A 25779-nucleotide genomic window follows, 5' to 3' on the forward strand; every position below is an offset into this window, starting at 1 on the left:
CGTTCACGCTCCCAGCAGGCTCTGGCCGCAGACCCGCACGATCTGGCCGTTGACCGCGCCGGACGCGGGCTGGGCGAACCAGGCGGTGGTCTCGGCGACGTCGACGGGCAGGCCGCCCTGGGACAGCGAGTTCATCCGGCGGCCGGCCTCCCGGATGAACAGGGGCACGGCGGCCGTCATCCTCGTCTCGATGAACCCGGGTGCGACCGCGTTGACGGTGACCCCGTGCTCGGCCGCGGCGCGCGGTGCGAGGGAGCGGACCAGACCGATGATCCCCGCCTTGCTCGCCGCGTAGTTGGTCTGGCCGGTGTTGCCCGCGATCCCGGCGATGGACGCGGTGGCGACGATCCGGCCGCCGCGGTTCACCGCACCGGCGGCCAGCAGGGCGTCGGTGGTGCGCAGGACGCTGTCGAGGTTGACGTCGATGACGGAGGACCAGCGGTCGGCGGCCATGTTGGCGAGCCTGCGGTCGCGGGTGATGCCCGCGTTGTGCACCAGCACGTCGAGCCCGCCGGGGACGGCCGCCGCGATCTGCTCCGCCGCGTCGGGCGCGGTGACGTCCAGGGGCAGGGCGGTGGCGCCGAGGCGCGCGGCGGTGCGGGTGAGCTCCTCCGCGGCCTGCGGGACGTCCAGGCAGACCACATCGGCACCGTCCCTGGCGAGCACGGAGGCGACCGACGCGCCGATGCCGCGCGCGGCGCCGGTGACCAGAGCGGTGCGCCCGGCCAGCGGGGCGTCCCAGTCGGCGACCTCTCCGGGCTCCCCGGTGCCGAGTTCGACGACCTGGCCGCTGATGTACGCGGAGCGCGGGGACAGCAGGAAGCGGAGCGTGGACTCGGCGCAGCCGGCCCGGGCCCCCGGGGCGAGCCGCAGCAGCTGCACGGTCGCTCCCTTGCCGATCTCCTTGCCGAGCGAGCGTACGAAGCCCTCCAGGGCCTGCTGCGCCGCCGCCTGGTGGTGGTCGCGGGGCGAGGGCGTCGTGCCGAGCACGACGACCCGGCCGCCGGGCGCCAGGGACCGGACGACCGGATGCAGTGCGGTGTGCACCCCGGACAGCGCGGCGGGGGTGGCGACGCCGGTGGCGTCCAGGACGACCGCGCCCGGGCGCTCGGCCCGGTCGGTGACCTCCAGCCCCGTCGCGGCGAGCACCGGGCCGAGGGAGTCCCGGTGTACGGAGTCCCCCGCGGTGAGGTGGAGCAGCGGCCCGTCGAGGGCAGGAGTCTCCAGGGACCAGCGGCGCAGCGGGGCGGGCTGCGGCAGGCCGAGCCTGCGGGTCAGGAATCGGCCGGATGCCGTGCCGGTGAAGTGCAGATAGCGGTCGGCCATTGTCTGGACTCCTGCTCGGTCGTAGATTTACTCCTGAGTAAGGTTACTCAAGGGTCAGGAGTTGTCGAGATGAGTTGGTCGAGTTGATTCCCCTCGCACTTCCGCAGCCGCGCAGGGTCGCGGTCATCGGTGGCAGTCGCATCCCGTTCGCCCGCTCCGACGGCCCTTACGCGCAGGCGTCCAACCAGGACATGCTGACCGCGGCGCTGGACGGGCTCACCGAGCGCTTCGGCCTGCGGGGACAGCGGGTCGGGGAGTTCGTCGCCGGCGCGGTCCTCAAGCACAGCAGGGACTTCAACCTGGCGCGCGAGACGGTCCTCGGATCAGCCCTGGACCCGCGCACCCCCGCGTACGACATCCAGCAGGCCTGCGGCACCGGGCTGCAGGCCGTCGTGGCCGCGGCCAACAAGATCGCGCTCGGCGCGGTCGACTCGGCGATCGCCGGAGGCGCGGACACCACGAGCGACGCCCCGCTCGGGGTCAACGACCGGCTGCGCCGGATCCTGCTGGAGGCCCGCCGCGCCAGGTCGGCGGGGGCCCGGATCAAGGCGCTGGCGGCGATCCGCCCCGGCCACCTCGTGCCGGACATCCCGCGCAACGCGGAGCCCCGCACCGGGCTCTCGATGGGCGAGCACGCGGCGGTGACCGCCAGGAAGTGGGGTGTGACCCGCGAGGACCAGGACCTCCTGGCGGCCACCAGCCATCAGCGGCTCGCCGCCGCCTACGACCGCGGTCTCCTCGACGACCTGGTCGTCCCGTACCTCGGCCTGGACCGCGACCAGAACCTTCGCCCCGGCTCCACGGTGGAAAAACTCGCCACCCTGAAGCCGGTGTTCGGCGCCTCGCACCCCGACGCGACGATGACGGCGGGCAATTCGACGCCCCTCACCGACGGGGCGGCGACGGTGCTGCTGGCGAGCGAGGAGTGGGCCGAGGAGCGTGGCCTGGAACCGCTCGCCTACCTGTCGCTGTACGAGACGGCGGCCGTGGACTACGTCGGTGGCGAGGACGGCCTGCTGATGGCCCCCGCGTACGCCGTGCCGCGGATGCTGGAACGGGCCGGCCTGACGGTGGGGGACTTCGACCTCTTCGAGATCCACGAGGCGTTCGCCTCCCAGGTGCTGGCCACCCTGGCCGCCTGGGAGGAGCAGGGGCTCGCCCCCGTGGACCGGAAGAAGCTCAACGTGGCCGGGTCCTCGCTCGCCACCGGGCACCCCTTCGCAGCGACCGGTGCCCGGATCGTCGCGACCCTGGCGAAGCTCCTCGCCGAACGGGGAGAGCCCGGCCGTGGTCTGATCTCCGTCTGCGCCGCCGGGGGGCAGGGAGTGACCGCGATCCTCGAACGCCCCTGACCAGCCCGCACCACCCGCCCCGTCACATCCGTACGTGAACGACCCCGCGCATCCAGCAGCCGCCCGCGCCGGACCCCATGTCGAGGAGCCGCTCGTGTCCACGCCCGCACCCGCCGCCGAATCCGCCGCGCCCGCCGCCCCCGTACTCGTCGAGCCGACCAAGGTCAGAGACGCGGGCGGCGCCGTACGGGAGGTCTCCGTACCGCCGCTCGCACCGGGCGTGCACAGCGGCTCGCTCGCCGAGATCCCCTTCGACAACGCCCTCCAGGCGCCGTCCGAAGCGGTCCTCAGCCGAAAGCAGGGCGACGGCCGCTGGCTGGACGTCACCGCCGCCGAGTTCGCCGCGGAGGTCCAGGCCGTCGCCAAGGGGCTGGTGGCGGAGGGGCTGCAGAGCGGTGACCGGGTCGCGATCATGGCCCGTACGACCTACGAGTGGACGCTCCTCGACTTCGCCGCCTGGGCCGCCGGCCTGGTCACCGTGCCCGTCTACCCCACATCCTCGGCCTTCCAGACCCGCTGGATCCTCCAGGACTCCGGTGCGGTCGCCTGCGCCGTCGAGTCGAAGGAACAGGGCCGGCTGGTCAGCCAGGAACGGCAGCAGCTCGCGGACCTCACCCACCTCTGGCAGTTCGACACGGGTGCGATCGGGCGGCTCAAGACCCTCGGCAAGGACGTCCCCGACGCGGCGCTCGCCGCCCGCCGCCAGGCGCTCGGGCCGGACAGCCCCGCCACCCTCATCTACACCTCGGGTACCACGGGCAGACCGAAGGGCTGCGTCCTGACCCACGGCAACTTCTTCGCCGAGGTCGACAACGCGATCGAACTGCTCCACCCCGTCTTCAAGTCGGTGTCGAAGTACCCGGCCTCCACCCTCCTCTTCCTGCCCCTCTCCCATGTGTTCGGCCGGATGGTGGCGATCGGCTGCCTGCGTGCGAGGGTGCGGCTGGGGCACGCTCCGTCCATCCGGACCGAGGACCTGCTCGCCGACCTGGCCGGTTTCAAGCCGTCGTTCCTGCTGGCCATCCCGTACGTCCTGGAGAAGGTCTTCAACACCGGCCGCGCCACGGCGGAGAAGATGGGCCGGGCCTCCTCCTTCGACCGGGCGGCCCGTATCGCGCAGCGCTACGGCGAGGCGGTGGAGGCCGCCGAACACGGCACGGGCCCCGGGCCCGGCCTCGGGCTCCGCGCGGCCCGCGCCCTGTACGACCCGCTGGTCTACCGGCGCATCCGCGCCGCGCTGGGCGGTCACGTCAGGTACGCGATCTGCGGCGGCTCCCCGCTGGGCCGCCGGCTCGCCGCCTTCTACGCGGGGGCGGGCATCCAGATCTTCGAGGGGTACGGCCTGACCGAGACGACCGCGGCGGCCACGGTGACCCCGCCGCTCAAGCCCCGCCTCGGCACGGTGGGCTGGCCCCTGCCCGGCACCGCCGTGCGCATCGCGGACGACGGGGAGGTGCTGCTCAGCGGCGGGCAGGTATTCCGGGGCTACTGGGACACGGCTCGCGGCGGGGCGGTCCCGTACACGGACGACGGCTGGTTCCCGACGGGAGACCTGGGCGCGCTGGACGAGGACGGCTACCTCACCATCACCGGCCGCAAGAAGGACGTCATCATCACCTCCGGCGGGAAGAACGTCATACCCGCCCCGCTGGAGGACTGGCTGCGAGCGCACCCGCTGGTGAGCCAGTGCATGGTGGTCGGGGACAACCGGTCGTTCGTCAGCGCCCTGATCACCCTGGAGCCGGACGGCCTCGCCCACTGGCGCCGGATGCGGAAGAAGGAAGGCGTCCCCATGCGCGAACTGGTCCGGGACGAGGAACTGCGCGCGGCCCTGCAGCGCGCCGTGGACGAGGCGAACCGGCTGGTCTCGCGCGCCGAGTCCATCCGGAAGTTCACCGTCCTGCCGGGGGACTTCACCGAGGAGAGCGGGCACCTCACACCCTCGCTGAAGCTGAAGAGGGACGCGATCACACGGGACTTCGACGCCGAGATCGAGGAGCTGTACCGCAGGTGACCGGGGCCGCGGCGGTGCGGTCGACACCGGCGTGGGAAAATTTTGAACCGGACAAAACGGGCGGTGGTGCGGTTCTCGTACGACGCGAGGCCGCGTCGTCGATCATTAATTGCAAGGTCGTGTTCGCATATTGCCTTGGATGTGCTGGGGTAACTGGCTGGCAGGTGGTATGAGTTAAGGGTGAGACGGGGGAGTCTCATCCTCCGGATGTGGAAATCGCAGCACATAGCGTCCCTCTCATGACTGAGCTGGACACGCGGCCACAGGCCGGAGACGCGGTACCGGGAAGCGGCCCGGCCGGGAGCGGTGTACGCGAGAAGGGCCTCGGCGGGAACTCCGTCGGCCTGCTGGGCAGCGCCGTCCTCGGTATCTCCACGGTCGCCCCGGTGTACTGCCTGACGTCGACCCTCGGCTCCACCGCGGGTGAGGTCGGGGTGCAGATGCCCGCCGTGTTCCTGGCCGGGTTCCTGCCGATGCTGCTGGTCGCCTTCGCCTACCGCGAGCTCAACAAGGCCGTGCCGGACTGCGGCACCTCGTTCACCTGGACGGTCAAGGCCTTCGGGCCGCGCCTGGGGTGGATGTGCGGCTGGGGGCTGGTGATCGCCACGATCATCGTGCTCTCCAACCTCGCCGGCGTCGCGACCTCCTACTTCTGGCTGCTGGCCGGGGAGATCACCGGGAGCGACTCGGTCGCGGCCCTGGACGGCAGCAAGCCGGTGCACATCGTCACCTGCCTCCTGCTGATCGCCGTCGCGACCGCGATCAGCTACCGGGGGATGACGGCGACCAAGGGCCTCCAGTACACCCTCGTGGCACTCCAGCTGGTGGTCCTCGCGGTGTTCGTGGCGATGGCCGTGGGCAAGGCGGGCAGCGGCGAGTTCGCCGCCACCTCGACGGACTTCTCCTGGTCCTGGCTGAACCCCTTCGCCGTCCAGTCCTTCGGCGCCTTCACCGCGGGCCTGTCCCTCTCGATCTTCATGTTCTGGGGCTGGGACACCTGCCTCACCGCCAACGAGGAGACCACCGGCAGCGACCGGACGCCGGGGCGGGCCGCGCTCATCGCGATGATCGTCCTGGTCGGCTCCTACCTCGCCACGGGCATCGCCGCCCAGATGGCCGTCGGCACCGGCTCCTCGGGGCTGGGCCTCGCCGACCCCGACACCTCCGACAACGTCTTCGCCGCCCTCGCCGGACCGGTGATGGGTCCGGGCCTGGGCATCCTGCTCTTCCTGGCGGTGCTGGCCTCCGCCGCGGCGAGCCTCCAGACCACCTTCATCCCGGTGGCCCGCACGGTCCTGGCGATGGCGTCGTACGAGGCGCTGCCCGCCTCCTACGCCCGCGTCCACCCCCGCTTCAGGACACCGGGCAGGGCGACGGTGGTGGCGGGTGTCTCCACCGGCGCGTTCTACACCGTCATGACGCTCGTCAGCGAGCACGTACTGGTCGACACCATCTACGCCCTCGGCCTGATGATCTGCTTCTACTACGCGCTGACCGCCTTCGCCTGCGCGTGGTACTTCCGCGCCGAACTCACCCGCTCCGCACGGGACCTGGTCTTCAAGGGCCTCTTCCCCGTCGCCGGCGGCATCCTGCTCTCCGCCGTCTTCGGCAAGACCCTCTACGACATGTGGGACCCGGCCTACGGCTCCGGCTCGTCGGTCCTCGGCGTCGGCTCGGTCTTCGTCATCGGCGTGGGCCTGCTGCTGCTCGGCGTGGTGCTGATGGAGGTCATGCGGCGCCGCAGCCCGGCGTTCTTCCGCGGCGAGGTGCTGACGAAGGAGACCCCCGCCTTCGTGGTCGCCGACTGAGACCGTCCGGTGATCCCGGGGGGCCTCCGGGCCGCCCCGGGCCCCCGGGCGCCCGGGGGCCCGGCGCTTCGGACGGGCCCGTCTCCTCGCGGGCGAAGGGCGGAACCGGGCACGGTCAGCCGAAGTCCTCCGTATATGGCTGAAACTGGCGGGAGTCGTGGCCGAGCTTCCGCCGTTGTGATCGTCGGGTGCAACCGCCGAAGCTAAAATCGCATCCATCACCCCGGACATCGAAGATGCGGCCCGCGTGCGTGTGTACCCGGCTGCCTGGGAGCGGGAGCACGATGAACAGGCCATTGCGCCACATAGCCATCTTCTGCGGCCTCCTGATGCTGGCTCTGCTGATCAGGACCAACTGGCTGCAGTTCGCCAGGAGCGAGGAACTCTCCACCCACGAGCACAACCGCCGGGTGAAGATCGCGCAGTTCGCGACCCCGCGCGGTGACATCATCGTGGGCGGCAAGGCGATCACCGGCTCCAAGGCGGTGGAGGGGACCGACTTCAAGTACCGGCGCACCTTCAAGCAGGGCCCGATGTACGCCCCCGTCACCGGCTACGCCTCCCAGTCGCAGGGCATGTCCCTGCTGGAGAAGACGTACGACAGCATCCTGAGCGGACAGGACGAGCGGTTCGCCTTCCGGCACGCGAAGGACATCCTCACCGGTGAGGAGCGGCGCGGCGGTGACGTGGTGACCACCATCGTCCCGGAGGCGCAGGAGGCGGCGTACAAGGGCCTGTCCGACCTCGACGCCCGGGGCGCGGTCGTCGCCCTCGAACCGTCGACCGGCAAGGTGCTCGCCCTGGTGTCCACACCGTCGTACGACCCCTCGGTCTTCGCCGGCAACTCCTTCAAGGAGGGCGACAGGTTCCAGGCGCTCATCGACGACAAGGGCAAGCCGCTGGCCAACCGCCCGCTGCGCGAGACCTTCCCGCCCGGATCCACCTTCAAGATCCTTACGGCTGCCGCCGCCCTGGAGCACGGGGTCGTCACGGATGTGGACGCCCGCACCGACGCGCGCTCCCCGTACAAGCTTCCGCTGTCGTCGAGCACGATCAGCAGCGAGGCCGGGGACGCGGTGTGCGACAAGGCGTCGTTCAAGACGGCGATGCAGTACTCCTGCAACAACGTCTTCCTCGACGCGGCCCTCAAGGTGGGTGACGAGGGGATGCGGGAGACGGCCGAGAAGTTCGGCTTCAACGAGGACGTCTACTCCGACGCCTTCGGCGACCTGCTCGCCACGAAGAGCCTCTACCCCGAGGAGCTGGACAAGCCGGGTACCGCCCTCACCGGTATGGGTCAGGGCAGTCTCACCAGCACCCCGATGCAGATGGCGATGGTGACCGCGGCCCTCGCCAACGACGGCGAGCTGATGCAGCCCTACATCGTGGACAGCCTCCAGGACGCGGACACCGACGTACTGGAGCAGCACGAGCCGCGGCTCATGAGCCAGGCGGTCTCCGAGGAGACCGCGAAGAAGGTCCAGGAGATGATGGAGTTCACCGCCAAGGAGGGCAGCGCGAAGCGCGCCCTGATCGACGGTGTCACGGTGGGCGGCAAGACGGGCACGGCCCAGCGCGGCAACGACGTGACCAAGGAGGTGCCGTACGGCTGGTTCGTGTCGTACGGCAAGGGGTCCGACGGCCGTTCGGTGGCGGTGGCGGTGTTCATCGACCCGACCGCGATGGACATCTCCCGCTCGGACATCTCCGGTGGCGGCCTGGGCGGGCCCATCGCGCGGAAGGTGATGCAGGCGGTCCTGGGCAAGTAGGACGGCCGCTCGCACCTCCCGGCACCCCCCGGTCGAGCCCTGAGGGCCGGCCCGTGGGCTCAAGGGCGTGCGGGCCGAGTCGTGTTCGGGCGAAGGGGACTTCTCCGGCCCGTACCCGGGCCGGTGCTCAGGCCCGGGGCGCCGGCTCCGGGGAGGGGGATTCCGGAGCCGCCCGCGTGCCATCGGGCATCCGGACGGCCGTCAGCCGCAGGGTCACGGCGGCGGTCGTACCCGCCACCGCCCCGACCACCAGGGCGGCCGGGACACCGGTGCCGATGACCGACGTCATCTGCACCAGCCCCCATCGCATGCCCGAGTCCGAGGCGTCCATCAGGATCCGGGCGGACTGGCCGGCCAGCAGCCCCATGACGGTCGCGCCGACCGCCCCCGCCGCCATGGCCGGGACGGTCGCCCGGGTCAGCAGCGAGGGCAGCAGCCGCAGCGCCCACCACACGACGAGGAGGAGCAGCACGTCGGTGGCCCGGTACATCAGCCACCGGTCGAGCGCGAGACCGGCGGGCCAGTCCCAGGCGCCCAGCAGCAGCAACTGGCGCAGCAGGTCCCCCGGCTCGGACAGCAGCCCACCGGAGAGATAGGTGCCCTGGAGCTTCGCGGCGACCGACTGGTGGGACAGCACGAACAGCGACAGGGCGACGACGACGGTTCCCGCCGTCGCCGACAGCCGTGCGACCCCTGCCGGCACGACGGCCCGGGGGATGTCCCCCGCGCCCTTGGCGGTGACCCGGGCGACCAGCACGGTCACCACGGCCGCGAGCAGGGAGGCCGGCACCAGGATCTGCCGGCCGGCTGTCATCTCGCCCGCCAGCTGGGGCAGGAAGCGGAAGCTGCCGCGCCCGTGCGAGGCGATCAGCCAGGGGGCGGACACCGTGACCGCCAGGGTGCCGGCGACCATCCCCCAGCCCCAGACGGCCGCCAGCGCGGCAGGCACCCGGCCGTTCACCGGGGGCAGCCTCCGCACGAGGAGCAGTGCGCCCGGCAGGAAGAACGCGAAGACGGTGATGATCCGGATCTGCATCCCGGTCGCGTACAGGGCGGTGTAGCGGGAGCCGTTGACACCGGCCGGCTCCCCCGTACCGCTCACCGAACCGGTGCCCCAGCGCACGGCGTCCGGGAGCTCGAACGACCAGGGTGAAAGCCAGTGTTCGAGATCGGCGGCGACCCGGCCGCCGAGGACGTCGGCCGTCCCCTGGAGGTGCAGCGCGTTCACGCTCGCCCCCGCCCACCAGAGCAGCAGCGTCAGCAGCAGCCCTCCGGCGACCGCGGGTGCCGCAGCCCGTCCGTATGTCATCTTCCGCCCCCGTATCGCTCACACCCCGGGGAATCACCCGGGCGGTTGGAGGCTACGGGGTGGCGGTCACACCTGGGTCACGGGTGCTTCCCGATGCCGCCCGCGGGTGCCTCGGCCGCCCTCTCGCACGCCGGACCGTGCGGTGTGTCCTCCTGGGCCGGTTCCTCCTCCGAGGGTCCGGGGGACGCGGGCGCACCGGGTGCGGGGAGCGGGACGGCGTACGGCCTGCGCCCCTTCGGGCCCGGGCCGCCCAGCAGGGCGGGCAGCTCGGTCAGGGCGGTGATCCGCCAGTCGGCCGTCTCCGTGACGTCGGGGTGGTCCGCCCACCAATGCCCGTACGGGCCGCGGCGGATGTGCGCCGTACGCAGCCCCGCGGACCTTGCCGGGAACAGGTCGTCGGCCGGGTGGTCACCCACGTACACCGTCGCCTCCGGGGAGGTGCCCGAGACCTCCAGCACCCGGGCGAAGAACTCCCCGTCCGGTTTGGTGACGCCCCACTCCTCCGAGGTGACGACCAGGTCCGCCGGCAGGTCGAGGGCGCGCAGCAACTCCCCGGCCCGTGCGGTCCGGTCGCCGGCCACGACGACCCGCAGGCCCAGGGCCCGCAGCTCCGCGAGGGCGGGCCGGACATCGGGGTACAGGTCGGTCTCGTCGAGATACTCGCCCCGGGCCGCCGCGACCCGCGCGTGGTAGGCCTCGGCCACGTCCATGCCGGGGCGGAGGATGCGCAGCGCGTCGGCGGCGTCCCGGCCCTGGGCGACCGCGGCGCCGACCAGCGCGCTGACGGTGTGCGGCGGGACGCCGAGCCAGTCGGCCCAGGCGGCCCAGTGGCGGTCGTCGCGGACGAGGGTCTCTCCGATGTCGAACACGATCGTTTCCATCACCTCACCGAGCCTACGGGGCAAGCGGGACATAACGGCCAAGGCGCCAGCGGTGATCGCGCGGTGACGGCCGACGGAGGCCCTGGTCCGGACGTGGGGACGCGCTCGTATGCTCGGATCATGACCGATCCTCAGCGCCCCACGACCAACGCCATGCGGCGTGCCCTCCGGCGGGCTCGCGACGGCGTCGCCCTCGACGTGGCCGAGGCCGCCGTCCTGCTCCAGGCGCGGGGGGACGACCTGACCGATCTCGCCGCGTCGGCCGCCCGGGTGCGGGACGCCGGGCTCGAGGCTGCCGGGCGGCCCGGAGTGATCACGTACTCGCGCAAGGTCTTCATCCCGCTGACCCGGCTCTGCCGCGACACCTGCCACTACTGCACCTTCGTCACCGTGCCCGGAAAGCTCCGCCGGGCGGGCCACGGGATGTTCCTGTCGCCGGACGAGGTGCTCGCGATCGCCCGCGAGGGTGCGGAACTGGGCTGCAAGGAGGCACTGTTCACCCTGGGGGACCGCCCCGAGGACCGCTGGCCCGAGGCGAGGGAGTGGCTGGAGGCCGAGGGGTACGACGACACCCTGGCCTACGTGCGGGCGATGGCCGTCCGGGTGCTGGAGGAGACGGGGCTGCTGCCGCACCTGAATCCGGGTGTGATGACGTGGACGGACCTTCAGCGGCTGAAGCCGGTCGCCCCGTCCATGGGCATGATGCTGGAGACGACCGCCACCCGGCTCTGGTCGGAGAAGGGCGGCCCCCACTACGGCTCCCCGGACAAGGAACCGGCGGTCCGGCTGCGGGTCCTGGAGGACGCGGGCAGGTCCAACGTGCCCTTCACCACCGGCATCCTGATCGGCATCGGCGAGTCCTACGAGGAGCGGGCCGACTCCCTCTTCGAGCTGCGCAGGACGGCCCGCGCCTACCACGGGATCCAGGAAGTCATCGTCCAGAACTTCCGGGCCAAGCCCGACACGGCGATGCGCGGGATGCCGGACGCCGAGCTGGAGGAACTGGCCGCCGCGATCGCCGTCGCCCGCCACATCCTCGGTCCCTCGGCCCGCATCCAGGCGCCGCCGAACCTCGTGGACGCCGAGTACGCCCTGCTGATCGGCGCGGGCATCGACGACTGGGGCGGGGTCTCACCGCTCACCCCCGACCACGTCAACCCCGAGCGCCCCTGGCCGCACATCGACGAACTCGCTTCCCGGACGGCCGAGTCAGGCTTCCGGCTGCGTGAACGCCTCACCATCTACCCGGAGTTCATCCAGCGGGGCGAGCCTTGGCTCGACCCCCGCCTCCTCCCGCACGTCCGTGCGCTCGCGGACCCGGAGACGGGCCTGGCGAAGGAGGGCGTGATCCCGGCCGGCATCCCCTGGCAGGAGCCCGACGAGGGATTCAACGCCTCGGGCCGCACCGACCTGCACCGCACCATCGACACCGACGGCCGCACCACCGACCGGCGCGACGACTTCGACGAGGTCTACGGGGACTGGGAGGCCCTGCGCGAGGCCGCCGCCCCCGGCATGGTCCCCTCCAGGATCGACACCGACGTACGCCAGGCGCTCGGCCAGGCCGCCGACGACCCCACCAGGCTCAACGACGACCAGGCGCTCGCCCTGCTCCACGCCGACGGCCCGGCCCTGGACGAGCTGTGCCGGATCGCGGACACGCTGCGCCGCGACGTCGTGGGCGACGACGTCACCTACATCGTCACCAGGAACATCAACTTCACCAACGTCTGCTACACCGGCTGCCGCTTCTGTGCCTTCGCCCAGCGGCGCACGGACGCCGACGCCTACACCCTCTCCCTCGACCAGGTCGCCGACCGCGCCGCCCAGGCCTGGGACGTGGGCGCGGTCGAGGTGTGCATGCAGGGCGGCATCCACCCGGACCTCCCCGGCACGGCGTACTTCGACATCGCGAGGGCAGTGAAGGAGCGAGTCCCCGGGATGCACGTCCACGCCTTCTCGCCGATGGAGGTCGTCAACGGCGCCACCCGCACCGGCATGTCCATCCGCGACTGGCTGACCGCCGCCAAGGAGGCCGGCCTCGGCTCCATCCCCGGAACGGCCGCGGAGATCCTGGACGACGAGGTCCGCTGGATCCTCACCAAGGGGAAGCTGCCGACCGCCGAGTGGCTGGAGGTCATCAGGACGGCGCACGAGACGGGCCTGCGTTCCTCGTCCACGATGATGTACGGCCATGTCGACCAGCCCCGCCACTGGCTCGGCCACCTCAGGACGCTGTCCCGCCTCCAGCAGGAGACCGGCGGCTTCACGGAGTTCGTCACGCTCCCCTTCATCCACACCAACGCCCCGGTCTACCTGGCGGGCATCGCCCGGCCCGGCCCCACCGACCGGGACAACAGGGCCGTCACCGCCATGGCCCGGCTGCTGCTCCACCCGCACATCACCAACATCCAGACCAGCTGGGTCAAGCTGGGCGCGGAGGGCGCGGCCGAGATGCTGCGCTCGGGCGCCAACGACCTCGGCGGCACGCTGATGGAGGAGACCATCTCCCGTATGGCCGGGTCGAGTTACGGCTCGTACCGCTCCATCCAGGACCTCGTCGCCATCGCCGACCTCGCGGGCCGCCCGGCGAAGCCGCGTACGACCCTGTACGGCGAGGTCCCGGAGGAACGCACCATGGCGGCGGCGGCCTCCGACGGCCACCTGCCGGAGCTGCTGCCGGTGCTGGAGAGCTGAGCTGGGCCCGGTGGGGGCCGCGGCACGGGCCCCCACCACGGTGTACGGCGCCTCCGGCGGTAGGCCGGGCGGGGGCCCGGTGCCGTGTGCGGGGTGGTGGCGCAGATCCCCTCGGCTTGATCGGGGGCGTTCCGGGGTGATCGGGCTCCCGGCGTGATCAGGGCTCCCGACGCCTGCCTCTTTCGCGTCCGCGGCGGGACATCGGGGCGCCGGGCGGGGCTGACGGCCCGCCTGGCGCGGGGCGTGCCAAGGGCCGGGAATTCCGGCCCAGGCACTTCGTGTAAACGGTCCGTGAAACCGTGAGGAATGGCGTTCAAAAGTGCCCAGGAGTCCTAGTCCGTACATAGCGTTCCGGCTGGGAGCCCCCTGTCCCCGTTCGATTACGCTGCTTGCGCAGCCGCACCGCAGGCCGGAGGAAATGGGGGCACGGTGACCACAGGGACCACCGCAGTCTGGGGCCGTGCCCAGCAGCAGGACTTCCGCAGCAGGGTCCGGGGGGCGCTGCTCGGCGGGGCGGTGGGAGACGCGCTCGGGGCAGGGGTCTCCGGGCTCACCCTGGAGGCGATCCGGGCGGCGCACGGCGTCGACGGCATAAGCGACTTCGTCCCCGCGCACGGCCGGCGGGGCGCCGTCACCGCCGTCACCCAGCTCACCCTCTTCACCGTCGACGGGCTGATACGGGCGCAGGTGCGCAAGGACACCGGTGCCTGGCATCCGCCCACCGACGTGCACCGGGCACATCTGCGCTGGGCGTCCACCCAGAGCGCCTGGGGGCCCGACGAACGCCGCAAGGACATCGGCTGGCTCGCCCGGGAGGAGTGGCTGTACGCCCGCCGCGCCCCCACCCGTGAGTGCCTCGTCGGCTTCGGGGACGAGACCATGGGCACCCTCGCCGTGCCCAAGAACCCCGCGGCGCGGGACTCCGCCGCGCTCACCCGATCCGCGCCCTTCGGGCTGCTCGTCGGCTGGGAACCCCAGCTCGTGCTCCAGCTGGCCGTGGAGTGCGCCGCCCACACCCACGGGCACGCCACCGCGCAGCTCGCGGCCGGCGCCTTCGCGCTCCTGGTGCACGGGCTGGCGCGCGGGGAGACCCTCGACGGTTCGGTGCAGCACACGCTCGCCCTGATCGCCGGGCGTCCGGGGAACGAGCAGGTCTCCGAGGCGCTGAGGCAGGCGCTGGGGTCCGTACGGCAGGGCATCCCGGGTCCGGCGCTCATAGAAGCGCTCGGTGACACGGACTCCGCCGAGGAGGTGCTCGCCGTCGCCCTCTACTGCGCCCTGGTGGGGGAGGACGTACGCCACGGCCTGCGCCTCGCCGTGAACCACTCGGGGCCCTCGTCGGCCACCGGAGCGGTGTGCGGGGCTCTCCTCGGGGCGATGCACGGGGAGACCGCTCTGCCCCCGGCCTGGCTCGCCGAGGTGGAGGGGCGCTCGACCCTTCTGGAGCTCTCCGACGACTTCGCCATGGAGATGACCCAGGGCCCCGCACTGCACGGCCCCTCGGCGGCCGCTCCGGGCTGGCTGGCCCGCTACCCGCGGGACTGACCGGACCCGGCAGGCATGACGCAGCGGTGGGCGGACGCCGCCGCGCCCGCCCACCGCTGTGTCCGCGCCCCGCCTCCGCGTGCGGGGGCCCGGTCAGTCCTTCACGCCTCCCGCGACTCCCGGAGCCGGCTTCTGGGCGGGCACGGCCGCGGCCGTGGCTCCGCCGGCGGGGCCCTCGTCGTCCGAGTTGATCCGCTCGATCAGCGCGTCGCGCTCCGGGGTGTCCTCGGGCTTGATGAAGCCGATGACGATGTAGAGCACCAGCGAGATCGCGAGCGGCAGGGCCACCTGGTACTGCAGGGCGACGTCCGTCTTCACCGAACCGTCGAAGTTGTAGTTGGTGAAGTAGAAGGCGAGCAGCCCCGCCGCCCAGCTGGTGAGCGCCGCGGTCGGGCCGGACCGCCGGAACCTGCGCAGCAGACCCAGCATGAACGGGATGGCGATCGGGCCCATCAGACCGGCGACCCACTTGATGACGACCGAGATGATGTCCTTGAACGTGGGCGAGTTGATCTGGGTCGCCAGCGCCATGGACAGGCCGAGGAAGGCCAGCGTGGACAGCCGGGCGGCCAGCAGGCCCGCCCTGCTGCTCCAGTTGCGGGCCGCCTTGGAGAGGACCGGGGCGATGTCCCGGGTGAAGACGGCGGAGATGGCGTTGGCGTCGGAGGAGCACATCGCCATGGTGTGGGAGAAGAAGCCGACGATGACCAGCCCCAGGAGACCGTGGGGCAGCAGCTGCTCGGTCATCAGGGCGTAACTGTCCGACGCGTCAGGCTTCTTCGCCTCGACGAGCAGCGGGGCCACCCACATCGGGAAGAACAGCACCACCGGCCACACCAGCCACAGAATCGCCGACAGCCGGGCCGAACGGGTCGCGGAGTGCGCGGAGTCCGTGGCCATGTAGCGCTGGGCCTGGTTCCACATGCCGCCGTTGTACTCGAAGGTCTTGATGAAGAGGTACGCGAGCAGGAAGGTCGTGGTGTACGGACCTGCCGTGGGGCTCGTGTGGCCCTCGGGGAGCTTGTCCCAGACCGTCCACAGCGAGCTGAAGCCGCCCAGCTCGTTCATGGCGATGACGAGCATCGCGATGCCGGCGAAGAGCTGGATGATGAACTGCCCGAGCTCGGTGAGCGCGTCGGCCCACAGTCCGCCGACGGTGCAGTAGACGGCGGTGATGGCGCCCGTGATGAAGATGCCCTGGGTGAGCGTGATGCCCGTGAAGACGGAGAGCAGGGTGGCGATGGCCGCCCACTTCGCGCCGACGTCCACGATCTTCAGCAGCAGCCCGGACCAGGCCAGGGCCTGCTGGGTGGGCACGTTGTAACGGTTCTTGAGGTACTCCAGCGGCGAGGCGACGTGAAGTCGCGAACGCAGCCGGTTGAGCCGGGGCGCGAAGAGCTTGGCGCCGATGCCGATGCCGATCGCGATCGGCAGCGACCAGGTCACGAAGGACGTGACGCCGTACTGGTACGCGATGCCCGCGTACCCGGTGAACATCACCGCGCTGTAGCCGGACATGTGGTGCGAGATGCCCGAGAGCCACCACGGCATCTTGCCGCCGGCGGTGAAGAAGTCGCTGACGTTGTCCACGCGCTTGTGCGACCAGATTCCGATCGCGACCATCACACCGAAGTATCCGATGAGCACGGCCCAGTCGAGACTGTTCATGTGCCCCCTCCAGGGGTCCGCCTTGTGAACGGGAACGCGCTTCGTCGGTACGGCCGTTCAGCGGGGCCCCGTGCGGGAAGGGGACTTCCGGGATTGAACCGCTTGCCGCGGTCCTCGGTCAAGGCATTCACGGTCAGAGATGTGAACGCGGATCAGTAAGCAGAACGATTTTACTCGTTCTTGACCTTGCGGGGCGTTGTCGTGAACGTGACCACGGCCACACGATGAGCGGGCACTTCGTCAGGCTGTGCAGAGACGGACGCCGGGCCGAAAGGCCCGGGAACGCAGAACGACCGCACGGGATGCGGGTCCCGTGCGGCACGAGATGGGGGAGACCTGTACCTACGAGACAGCGGTGGCCGCACGGTGGGCGCCCTGTTCCCTCCCGCCGACAGGCGGACATCGCCGACGGCCGGCAGCCGCACGGCCTCCCGGCGACCCTCCCCGGTCGCAGTGCCGTCACGGGAGGCCGTCACCCGGACCGCCCTCGTTCGCCGGGCCGGACCGGCCTCCGTGCGGCGGCGGCTCTCGTCCGCCCGGGAAGGTCCGGGGAATCCGGCCCTTGCCGCCCCGTAGTGACACCGGCGGCGGGAAGGTCTGGGGCGGGCCGCGGCAGGCGTGAATTCTTCTCTCCGGGCGCCACCCGCTCGGTCGGCCGGGGTGCGTGGACGGATCCCGGCCGGATACGCCCAAGCCTCAAGGGTTCATGTGCGCGGTCGTGTCCCGCGGAGGGAATTTCCCGACCGTCCGGACACTCTCCCGGTCCGGTTCTCCCCCTCGGTCAGGCGGCTGTCGCCGGGGTCGGGGAATTCGGCCGTGCCGCCGGAGGAATAGGTGGCCGCCATCTCTGAAACCGGGAGGAATTCCCGGCCGGCCGACGATATGCCGACCGGCTTCCGCTTTTCGTGTCGCGCTGCTCCGGCGGTGACGAGCGGCTGGGTCGTTCGCACGGAAGGCCGTCGCCGAATATGAGCCCCTGCGCGGCCCTGAATGCGCGCTGACGCCGGCCTCGGTGATTCTTCCGGGCCGGGAGACCCGGGCGAGCGCGAGTGCCGGAGGGTGGTCTCCCAGGCCGGCGCACCGTGAACTGCGGGGATGTTCGCGCCGTGTCGGTCATCGGTCTGCGCCGAGCGCGGGCGGCCCCGCGGCCTCGCACGCGACTCCGGCCGGCGCCGGGACTTCGGAACCCGTACACCCGTATCCGACGCTTGCGTGCCTGCTGGAAGGGGCGACTCGGGGGCGGTCGTGACCGGTGGTTCCGCTGGCGGTCCCTCGACGAGCGGCGACCCTCTCGGCCAGGACGGCGGACCAGTCGAGAGGGTGTGCCCGGCCGCCCCAGGGGTGCCGGCCGGCCCTACTGCCTGCCTCGTCGTTACGCGGCCCGGCTGATGTCCCGCAGGAACGCCGACCAGGTGCCGGACGTGAAGCCGAGGGTCCCCGTTCCAGGGTCCTTGGAGTCGCGCACCGCCACGGAGCCGAGCGCCCCCGCCTCGGCCTTGATCTCGACGCAATCCCCGTTAACGGCGGAATAGGACGACTTGGTCCATTCCGTCAGCTTTCCATGCTCCATCAGCACGCCTCCGATGACTGTGTCGGCCGTAGGGCCCTCGTTCGCGGTCGCTGCGAGTCAGCGACTCCACAGGCGACGCTACGCTGCGGAATCTTCGAAGGAGAGCGCCGTTCACCCCTTAGGGTGAATTGCGATGGGCGGGTCTTCCGGGGGTGGGGTGACGAGGTCTATATTCCGCTCTTCCCTTTGCCGGGTGGCGATTGATTACTTATGCCCCACAGTTGTCCGCGGCCGCGACGATGAACTCCCGTGACTGTTCCGCGCTCAGCGCCTTGGCCCTCAGGTGCTCGTACATGACGGCGTAACTCTGGACGTCGTTGGCCTTCTCCAGGTACAGGTCGCTGGTGACCCCCTCCAGGTAGACGACGCTGGCGTCCATCGCCTCCTGGAACTCGAGGATGGCGAACTTTCCGTACATGCCGGGATGCGCGCCCACGTCGTAGGGGAGCACCTGGAGCGTCACGTGCGGGAGTTCGCTCAGCTCGGCGAGGTGCAGCAGCTGCGCCCTCATCGTGTGGGGGCTGCCGACGATGCGGCGCAGCAGGGCCTCGTCGATCACCGCCCAGAAGCGGAGGGGGTTGACCGGGTCCGTGAGCCTGTCCTGGCGCTTGAGCCGGATCTGGATGCGCTTGTCGATCTCGCTGGGGGTGGCCTCGGGCCACATGCCCTCGATCACCGCCTGCGCGTACTCGCGTGTCTGGAGCAGCCCGGGGACGATCAGGGACTCGTACACGCGCAGCGAGGCCGCGTCCGTCTCCAGTCCGATGTACACGCTGTACGGGATGTCGCCGAAGGCGTGCCACCAGCCCTGCTGGCGCGAGTCCTTGGCCATCTGCATCAGCGAGTCCACGACGCGGTGGTCCTCGACCTCGTACACCCCGCACAGGTCTCGTACGTCCCGCTGGCTGATGGACCGGCGGCCGTTCTCCAGGCGGCTGATCTTCGACTGCGACACCAGCAGGCGATCCGCCACCTCTTCGGCCGTCATGCCCTTGATCTCGCGCAGGCGGCGCAGTTCCTGGCCCAACCGGCGTCGCCTGACGGTGGGATTGACGTTGGTCGGCACGGGAACGGCACCTCCGGATATGCAGCTGTTGTAGCTGTGTGTGTCTGCTGCTCAGCAGATTGCCACCCGGCCACCCGGGTTCGCTGGGAAATCGCCACACGCATCCACCGCACCCGGCGCGCACGCAAAAGCGCGGGGCAGCCGGTGGATCCGGCTGCCCCGCGCCTGGTGCGGCTCCCGAACCGGGTCATGGGGACGACGGCACGGCGGTGTTCGGTTCTCCGCGCACATGTCCGCGCGGTCGTGCTGTCAGTGGACGGAGGTGTGCGCCATGCTGCCGCGGCGCGCTTGCGCTTGCGGCTGCAACGGCACGCCGGCCGCCTGCTGACCACGGCGTGGCTGGACGGCCACTCCGTTCTGGACGTCCATCACGGCATGCGCCACGAGGCCGCCCATCGGGTCGTGTCTGATCAGGTCCCGGAGCCGGGAGCGCGATGAACGCCCCTCGTTCCCGGGGTACAGGTGCTTGCCGAGTCCGACCGCGTGGGCCAGTGCGGCGAGCGCCGCGGTCCGCGGGTCCGGCGGTACGCCGGTGCGGATCGCACTGTCCAGCCGGGATCTGATGTCCCGGCTGACCGCCGTGTCCGTCGCCTGGTAGCGAGTCGTCGGCAGCACCCCGCACATCTGGCCCGCAACGGCATGAACCATGCCGCACCGCTCCAGATGAGCGAGATAGATCTGGCGAAGTCCCAGTCGGGGCCCGCCGATCCAGTGGACCGCCCGTACCGGACTGCCACGACGGCGCAGCAGTTCCAGTGCGGAGTCCAGAGTCGGATCTCCTGTCGGCCGTGGCATCACCACGGCGATACGATCCCCGTCAGGGGCTATCCGTCCTGCCAGAGCCAGCTCCACTAGCTGTGCCCCGGCCAGGCCGAGGTCGAGCGACTGCGGCTGCGCTGTGGTACCCGTGGTCGGGTCCAGAGCGAGCAGCAGAAGCTCCTCCGGAATTGTTCTGCGGCTCCTGCCCATCCATGCCTCCCCGCGTGGATGAATGACAGGGTGACCCCTCTCACAATGGTCTGTCGAGGGTGCCTGGGTGCTTTGTGAGGGAACCGTTAGGTATGTCGTTCTCGTCTAGCGGCTCAGCCAACGGTTCACACAGGACACTGGTAGATGGTTCGGACAGTGCGGGCATGGCCCCGCGGCGCATCAAGGAGGTAATCGGTGGCGGGCGAGTCCCCCGACAAGTCGGAGCAGCGGAAGTCGTCGGGGACGGCTGAGGAGCGCGATCCGCGTTTCGCCGTGTTCCGGGAGCCGGCCGCCGGAGCGGGCGGGAAGACCGAGGGCGGGGCCACCGGAGCAGTGACGGACACGGAGACCGCCGTCTTCCGCCTGCCGGCCTCCGGTTCCTCCGACGCGCCGGAGGGCGACGCGGAGCGCGCGAGCGACCCCGAGGGCCCTGAGAGCGCTTCTGCGGCCTCCGGAGAGGCGGAGGGCGCCACGGAGTCGCGGGACGCCGCCGGAGCGGCTGCGGGGGCGCCTCAGGCGCCCGAGGGCGAGGACGCCGCCGAGGCGGCCGCCGTCACCGCGGATCCGGAACCCGAAGTGGAACCGGCTGCGGACGTCGCCGACGCCGAGGCGTCCGACGCGGAACCCGCCGTGTCCGACGCGTCCGACCCGGGCGACCGTTCCGAGGGCGAGGCCGGCCCGGACACCGGGGACGACGACTCGGACGCGGACGGGGGCGCATCCGGCTCCGAGGCCGCACCCGAGCGAGGTTCCGGCGCGGAGCCGACGCCCACCGACGCCCGGCTCCGGGACGTCGTCGCGGCGTGGGTGGCCACCGGACCCGAGGGAGAGGCCGCGGACACGGACGGCGAGGACGGGAAAGCCGCCGACCGGGACGGCGACGAGGGCGGCCGGTCCACCGACGGTGCGGACGAGAACCGCACCGGGGCCGAGGCGTCCGACTCAGTCTCGGATTCGGACACCGATGCCGAGGACGTCGCCGAGGCCGCTGTGTCGGCCGACGACGCCTCCCCGGCCGAGGCCGGCGGCGACGGAGCCGCCGAGGCTCCGGGCGGCAAGGCCGCGGACGGCACCGACACGGACGCCGAAGCCGAAGCCGAAGCCGAAGCCGAGGCTCCGGTCGACGCCGACACGACCGCCGACGCCGACACGACCGCCGACGTCGACACGAGTGCCGACGCAGACTCGCCTGTCGATGCCGACGCGGCTGCCGACGCCGTTCCGGCCGCCGCCCCGGGGGGCGCCGTTCGGGTCCCGAAGACCCGCGAGGAGAGTTCCCCGGCCGAGCAGGCGGAGAAGTCCGCGCAGGCCGGCAAGGCGGCCGATGCGAAGTCCGCCGAGGACGCCGGGTCCGAGGAGGACGAGGACGCGGAGCCCGTGGGGGACGGGCGAGGAATCGATCATCCGACGGCCGTCTTCAAGGCGGTGCGGACCGATCGGATCGACCATCCCACGACCGCCCTGAAGCTCCCGCCGAGGACGGCGGAGACGGCGAAGGCGGATGAGAAGGAAGCGCCGCGGAAGCCCGCGTCCTGGGGAGCGAAGCCGTCCGGCGGCGCCCCCGAGGCGCCCGCCGAGCGGACCAGCAAGTTCGTGCCGCTGCGGTCGGACGACGTCCGCCCCGAGCCCGTGGTCGGCCCCACCGTCACCCCCGACGTGACGAACAGGGCCGGGACCGGGACCGCCGCGGGCGCGAGCACCGGGGCCGGCCTCACCGAGGCCGAGCGGACCAGGCAGCAGCCCATGCCGCCCAAGCCCCCGCTCGACCTGCTGGCCGAGCTCACCAACACCCCGCCGCCCCCCGAGACACCGGTCCGTACGGCCGTCCGGCGCGTCAAGATCTGGACGCCGCTCGTCCTGCTCGCCCTGATCATCTTCGCGATCGCACAGTCGGTGCGCCCGCTCCCCGACCCGGCGCTGACGCTGACCGCGTCGCCGACGTACACCTTCGGCGGGGACAAGCTGGACATGCCCTGGCCGGCCGAGGGGCAGGGCGCGGTGGAGGTCGAGGGCGTCGGCGCCATCGGCTCGTATGGCAAGGAGAAGTCCGCGCCGATCGCCAGCATGGCGAAGGTGATGACCGCCTACGTGATCCTCAAGGAACACCCGATCACCGGTGACCAGACCGGCGAGAAGATCGAGGTCGACAAGCAGGCGGCCGAGGAGTCGGGCAACACCGACGAGTCGATGGCCCGTATCCAGGAGGGCGACACCTACACGGAGCGCCAGATGCTCCAGATGCTGATGATTCCCTCGGGCAACAACGTGGCGCGTCTGCTGGCCCGCTGGGACGCCGGCTCCGAGGGCGCCTTCGTCGAGAAGATGAACAAGGCCGCCGACGACCTGGGGATGACCAACTCGTCCTACACGGATCCGAGCGGTCTGAAGTCGTCGACGATGTCGACGCCGGCCGACCAGATCAGCCTGGGCAAGGCGGTCATGCAGAACGACATCTTCCGCGAGATCGTGAACATGCCGCAGGCCGACATCCCCGGCGTCGGCAAGATCTACAACAACAACACGATCCTCCTCGAGGACGGTGTCAGCGGTATCAAGACCGGCTCGTCGACCCCGGCGGGCGGCAACCTGCTGTGGACCGCCGACACGGTCATCGACGGCAAGTCCCGCCGGATCATCGGCGCGGTCATGGGCGCCGACACCGACGGCACCCTCTACGCCAAGCTGGACCGGGCCATCCAGAACAGCCTCAAGCTGATCCAGGCCGCGCAGAAGGGCGTCAACTCCGCGGCCGTCGTCAAGAAGGGCCAGGTCGTCGGGTACGTCGACAACGGCTTCGGCGGACAGACCCCGCTCGTCGCCACGAAGGACCTGAAGGCCGTCGGCTGGGGCGGGCTCGAGGTCGACGTGGAGCTGACCGACGGCGGCAAGGTGCCGGCCCACAAGGCCGACGCGGGCACAGTCGTGGGCGAGGTCTCCGTGGGCAGCGGCACCGGCAAGGTCTCGGTCCCCGTGGCCCTGCAGAGCGCCATGACGGAACCGGGCTTCGGCGACAAGCTGACCCGCATCACCTGACGGGCCCCCGGGACCGTCCGCCCCTCGCCGTCGCGGTGGAGGGGACGGGCGGTCCCGGACGGACCCGCGAGCGGGTCCGCGGATGGACCGGCGCGGCCGAAACCCCGCGTGCTAGCGTCCGGGCAACGGGTGGACGCCGGGACGCGTCCTTCCCGGCAGGGACCAGCACAGTGCAGTAGACCGACGGTTCGGCAGGCCCGGGCAAGGACTGGGGAGAGTCGTAGTGACCACCGCTGAGCCGACGCGGGCGAACGACGGCCCCCTCGTACAGCCCGCCGCGGTGCCGGCCGTCCGGATCCCGGCCCAGCCCGGCCCCGGGGACGGCGAGGACACCGGCCGCCCGAAGCTGCGGGACCGCATCAGGCGCCACCCGGTCCTGCTGACCGCGGCCGTCGCCGCCACCGTCCACCTGATCTGGTTCTTCTTCTTCGCGAACAGCGGCGGCGACATCGCCGCCCAGGACGCCTGGTCCGAGTTCGTCGGCCGCCACCCCGGAACCGCGTACAACCTCGCCTGGTACGGGGGCATGCACCCCGTCTCGTACAGCGTGGTGTCGCCCTACCTCATGTCGCTGCTCGGTGTCCGTACGACGATGATGATCGCCGGCACCGTGTCCTCGGCGCTCACCGCCCTGATCCTGGTGCGGGTCCCCGCCGTCCGCAACCCCCTGGCGTGCGCGTTCGCGGGGGTCTTCGCGTATCTCTGCAACGCCCTGTCCGGCCGGGTGACCTTCGGGCTCGGCATGATGTTCGCGCTCGGTGCCGTCGCCGCCGTCTTCTGCTGGCCCCACCGATGGCGTTACAAGCGGTGGGCGAAGGCCGTCGTCGCCGCGCCGCTCGCCGCGCTGGCGACGGCCGGCAGCCCGGTCGCCGGTCTCTTCCTCGGGGTCGTCGCCGCGGCGCTCTTCCTCAACAAGCGGCGTCCGGGGGCGTACGCGGTCGGCCTGCCGCCCGTCCTCGTGGTCGTGCTCTCCGCGTGGCTGTTCCCGTTCTCGGGCACGCAGCCGATGGCACTCGGGACCCTCTCGCTGCCCTTCCTGTACTCCGTCTTCGTCTTCTTCCTGGTGCCCCGCGACTGGCACACCGTCCGCACCGCCGCCGCCGTGTACGGCGTCGGGACGCTGCTGACCTACGTGGTCGACTCGCAGATCGGCTCGAACGTGTCGCGCATGGCGATGCTGTTCGCCGGTGTCGTCCTGCTCGCCGCCCTCCCGTACACGAAGCGGCGCACGCTCCACTGGTACGCGCTGCTCGTGGTCTTCGCGGGGCTGAACTTCTGGATCGGCTTCAAGGGCGTCGACGACATCGTCCGAACCGCCCCGACCGCCTCCTGGAACCGTGAGCTGGCCCCGCTGGTCAACCAGCTCCAGACGGTCGACGCGGAGAAGGGCCGTGTCGAGGTGGTGCCGCCCAGCAGCCACCGGGAGGCGTCGGCGCTCGACACGTACGTCAACCTGGCCCGCGGCTGGAACCGTCAGGCCGACATGAAGCGCAACCCCCTCTTCTACGACGACACGCTGAACGCCGTGAACTACCGCGAGTGGCTGGACCGCTGGGCCGTCCACTACGTGGTGCTGCCGACCGGGAAGCCCGACCCCGGCGGGGAGCAGGAGGCGGCGCTCGTCGAGAAGGGGCAGCCCTACCTGAAGGCCGTCTGGAGCGACGCCAACTGGAAGCTCTTCCGGGTCCTGGACCCGGTGCCGCTCGCCGACCCGCCCGCGACGGTCGAGCGGGCGGAGGACGACGAGCTGACGATCCGCGTGCAGACGGCGGGAAGGGTCCTCATCCGGATCCCGTACTCCCGCTGGCTCGCCGTCGTCGACGCCGAGGGCCAGGGGGTGGAGCGGCCGCAGGAGACCGAGGAGTCCAAGAAGCGCTCCGCCGAGGACAGCGACGCCCCGAAGGACTTCACCAACGTCCACGGCTGCCTGATCAAGGTGGAGGAGGACGGCGACGGCGACGAGTGGACCGAGCTCCTGGCTCCCCGCCCGGGGGTCTACCGCCTGGCGGCGCCCTACCAGCTTCGGCCCGGGACACCGTGTCCGGAGGAGCTGCGCGAATAGCGCGCGAACCCTCCACCGGACGTCCCGTCCCTGATCCGCCGGTGGGACACCGCCCGCGAGCGGCGCTCCGTCAGCGTACGAACGCGGCGTCCCGTCCGCTCAGGAGGGCGGCGGGACCGGCGGCCCTGAGCACCACATCGAGAGCGCGTTCCGGGTCGGACGCGTAGCAGCCGGCGGCCCAGGCGGCGTTGGCCTCCACGACCATCCACCGCCCCGCGTCGTCGCGGCCGACGTCCACGACGATCGCCGAGGGCAGGGTGTGCCCGGTGGCCGCGAGCAGGTCCCTGCCGAACGCCTCCGCCGAGGCGGACAGCGGGGCTAGGGCCAGGCGGCCGGAGGCGGCGTACCGGCTTCCGGTGTGCACCTGCCCGTCGAGCAGGAAGAGGCGGTACTCCACATCGAGGACCACGATGTCGCTCACCAGCACCACCGTGCCCGGGTCGACCGCGTCGGGGCCGGGCAGCCGTGACCCGTCCGTATAGACCAGTGCCGGAATGCTCTTGTCGTTGGGCGACTTGACGAAGGCCGGGCGGCGCAGGGCATACGCCTCGCGGATCGGCACGGCGCGGATCTCCCGTCGGACGAAGGCGTCGGGCAGCCGGGCCAGCCAGTCGGGGGGGGTGCCTCTATGTCGTTCGTCAAGGCATCCCTGTCGGGTTTGGGGTGGTTCGGATGGTGGGGTTATGCGGCGAGTTCGACGTCCTTCGGTG

At 71.5% G+C, this 25779-nt stretch carries 16 protein-coding genes; 8 read left to right on the forward strand and 8 right to left on the reverse strand.

The window, feature by feature from the left end; translation table 11 throughout:
• Nucleotides 1-3 precede the first annotated feature (3 nt).
• The gene (locus ACFXOA_RS22895; protein ID WP_385031538.1) at nt 4-1326 is read right to left on the reverse strand and encodes a 3-oxoacyl-ACP reductase; all 1323 of its coding nucleotides are present in this window, start codon (nt 1324-1326) and stop codon (nt 4-6) included.
• A 74-nt stretch (nt 1327-1400) separates the two neighbouring features.
• Between ACFXOA_RS22895 and ACFXOA_RS22900 the strand changes: the two genes are divergently transcribed.
• The 4 genes from ACFXOA_RS22900 to ACFXOA_RS22915 all read left to right on the forward strand — a co-directional run bounded on the left by ACFXOA_RS22900 (nt 1401) and on the right by ACFXOA_RS22915 (nt 8269).
• Complete coding sequence (locus ACFXOA_RS22900) at nt 1401-2678, forward strand: acetyl-CoA C-acetyltransferase (RefSeq protein ID WP_385031541.1); 1278 nt, start codon at nt 1401-1403, stop codon at nt 2676-2678.
• A gap of 94 nt (nt 2679-2772) precedes the next feature.
• Nucleotides 2773-4692, forward strand: a complete 1920-nt coding sequence (locus tag ACFXOA_RS22905) for an AMP-dependent synthetase/ligase (RefSeq protein ID WP_385031544.1) — start codon at nt 2773-2775, stop codon at nt 4690-4692.
• Between the two features lie 239 nt (nt 4693-4931).
• Nucleotides 4932-6500, forward strand: coding sequence for an APC family permease (locus ACFXOA_RS22910; protein ID WP_385031547.1), 1569 nt, complete (start codon nt 4932-4934; stop codon nt 6498-6500).
• A gap of 284 nt (nt 6501-6784) precedes the next feature.
• Nucleotides 6785-8269: a peptidoglycan D,D-transpeptidase FtsI family protein gene (locus ACFXOA_RS22915; protein WP_385031550.1), complete on the forward strand. Its 1485-nt coding sequence runs from the start codon at nt 6785-6787 to the stop codon at nt 8267-8269.
• 127 nt (nt 8270-8396) lie between these two features.
• Here the strand turns inward: ACFXOA_RS22915 and ACFXOA_RS22920 are convergent, their stop codons facing one another.
• Both ACFXOA_RS22920 and ACFXOA_RS22925 read right to left on the reverse strand, forming a co-directional pair.
• A complete protein-coding gene (locus tag ACFXOA_RS22920) occupies nt 8397-9578 on the reverse strand; it encodes a hypothetical protein (RefSeq protein ID WP_385031553.1) in 1182 nt (393 codons plus the stop codon).
• Between the two features lie 77 nt (nt 9579-9655).
• Nucleotides 9656-10459 carry an HAD family hydrolase gene (locus tag ACFXOA_RS22925; RefSeq protein ID WP_385031586.1) on the reverse strand — a complete coding sequence of 268 codons (804 nt, stop codon included), beginning with the start codon at nt 10457-10459 and terminating at the stop codon, nt 9656-9658.
• 120 nt (nt 10460-10579) lie between these two features.
• Here ACFXOA_RS22925 and ACFXOA_RS22930 point away from each other — a divergent pair, with 120 nt between their 5' ends.
• Together ACFXOA_RS22930 and ACFXOA_RS22935 are read left to right on the forward strand one after the other, a co-directional pair.
• Nucleotides 10580-13156: a bifunctional FO biosynthesis protein CofGH gene (locus ACFXOA_RS22930; protein ID WP_385031556.1), complete on the forward strand. Its 2577-nt coding sequence runs from the start codon at nt 10580-10582 to the stop codon at nt 13154-13156.
• Between the two features lie 429 nt (nt 13157-13585).
• Complete coding sequence (locus ACFXOA_RS22935) at nt 13586-14701, forward strand: ADP-ribosylglycohydrolase family protein (protein WP_385031559.1); 1116 nt, start codon at nt 13586-13588, stop codon at nt 14699-14701.
• Nucleotides 14702-14794: 93 nt separating this feature from the next.
• On the opposite strand, the gene ACFXOA_RS22940 is transcribed toward ACFXOA_RS22935, so the two are convergent.
• The 4 genes from ACFXOA_RS22940 to ACFXOA_RS22955 all read right to left on the reverse strand — a co-directional run bounded on the left by ACFXOA_RS22940 (nt 14795) and on the right by ACFXOA_RS22955 (nt 19974).
• Complete coding sequence (locus ACFXOA_RS22940; RefSeq protein ID WP_385031562.1) at nt 14795-16369, reverse strand: sodium:solute symporter family protein; 1575 nt, start codon at nt 16367-16369, stop codon at nt 14795-14797.
• 1372 nt (nt 16370-17741) lie between these two features.
• On the reverse strand, nt 17742-17939 hold the full coding sequence (locus ACFXOA_RS22945; RefSeq protein WP_385031565.1) for a DUF397 domain-containing protein: 198 nt from the start codon (nt 17937-17939) through the stop codon (nt 17742-17744).
• Between the two features lie 208 nt (nt 17940-18147).
• A complete protein-coding gene (locus ACFXOA_RS22950; protein ID WP_385031568.1) occupies nt 18148-19005 on the reverse strand; it encodes a helix-turn-helix domain-containing protein in 858 nt (285 codons plus the stop codon).
• A 249-nt stretch (nt 19006-19254) separates the two neighbouring features.
• Nucleotides 19255-19974, reverse strand: coding sequence for a GPP34 family phosphoprotein (locus tag ACFXOA_RS22955; protein WP_362540190.1), 720 nt, complete (start codon nt 19972-19974; stop codon nt 19255-19257).
• A gap of 195 nt (nt 19975-20169) precedes the next feature.
• On the opposite strand from ACFXOA_RS22955, the gene ACFXOA_RS22960 reads away from it, so the two are divergent.
• Together ACFXOA_RS22960 and ACFXOA_RS22965 are read left to right on the forward strand one after the other, a co-directional pair.
• Nucleotides 20170-23007, forward strand: a complete 2838-nt coding sequence (locus ACFXOA_RS22960) for a D-alanyl-D-alanine carboxypeptidase (RefSeq protein WP_385031572.1) — start codon at nt 20170-20172, stop codon at nt 23005-23007.
• Between the two features lie 223 nt (nt 23008-23230).
• Nucleotides 23231-25069: an MFS transporter gene (locus ACFXOA_RS22965; RefSeq protein ID WP_385031575.1), complete on the forward strand. Its 1839-nt coding sequence runs from the start codon at nt 23231-23233 to the stop codon at nt 25067-25069.
• A 70-nt stretch (nt 25070-25139) separates the two neighbouring features.
• Here the strand turns inward: ACFXOA_RS22965 and ACFXOA_RS22970 are convergent, their stop codons facing one another.
• The gene (locus tag ACFXOA_RS22970; RefSeq protein WP_385031589.1) at nt 25140-25754 is read right to left on the reverse strand and encodes an ATP-grasp domain-containing protein; all 615 of its coding nucleotides are present in this window, start codon (nt 25752-25754) and stop codon (nt 25140-25142) included.
• Between the last annotated feature and the right edge of the window lie 25 nt (nt 25755-25779).

It is taken from the genome of Streptomyces sp. NPDC059166, from assembly GCF_042755185.1.
Taxonomy (GTDB): Bacteria; Actinomycetota; Actinomycetes; order Streptomycetales; family Streptomycetaceae; genus Streptomyces.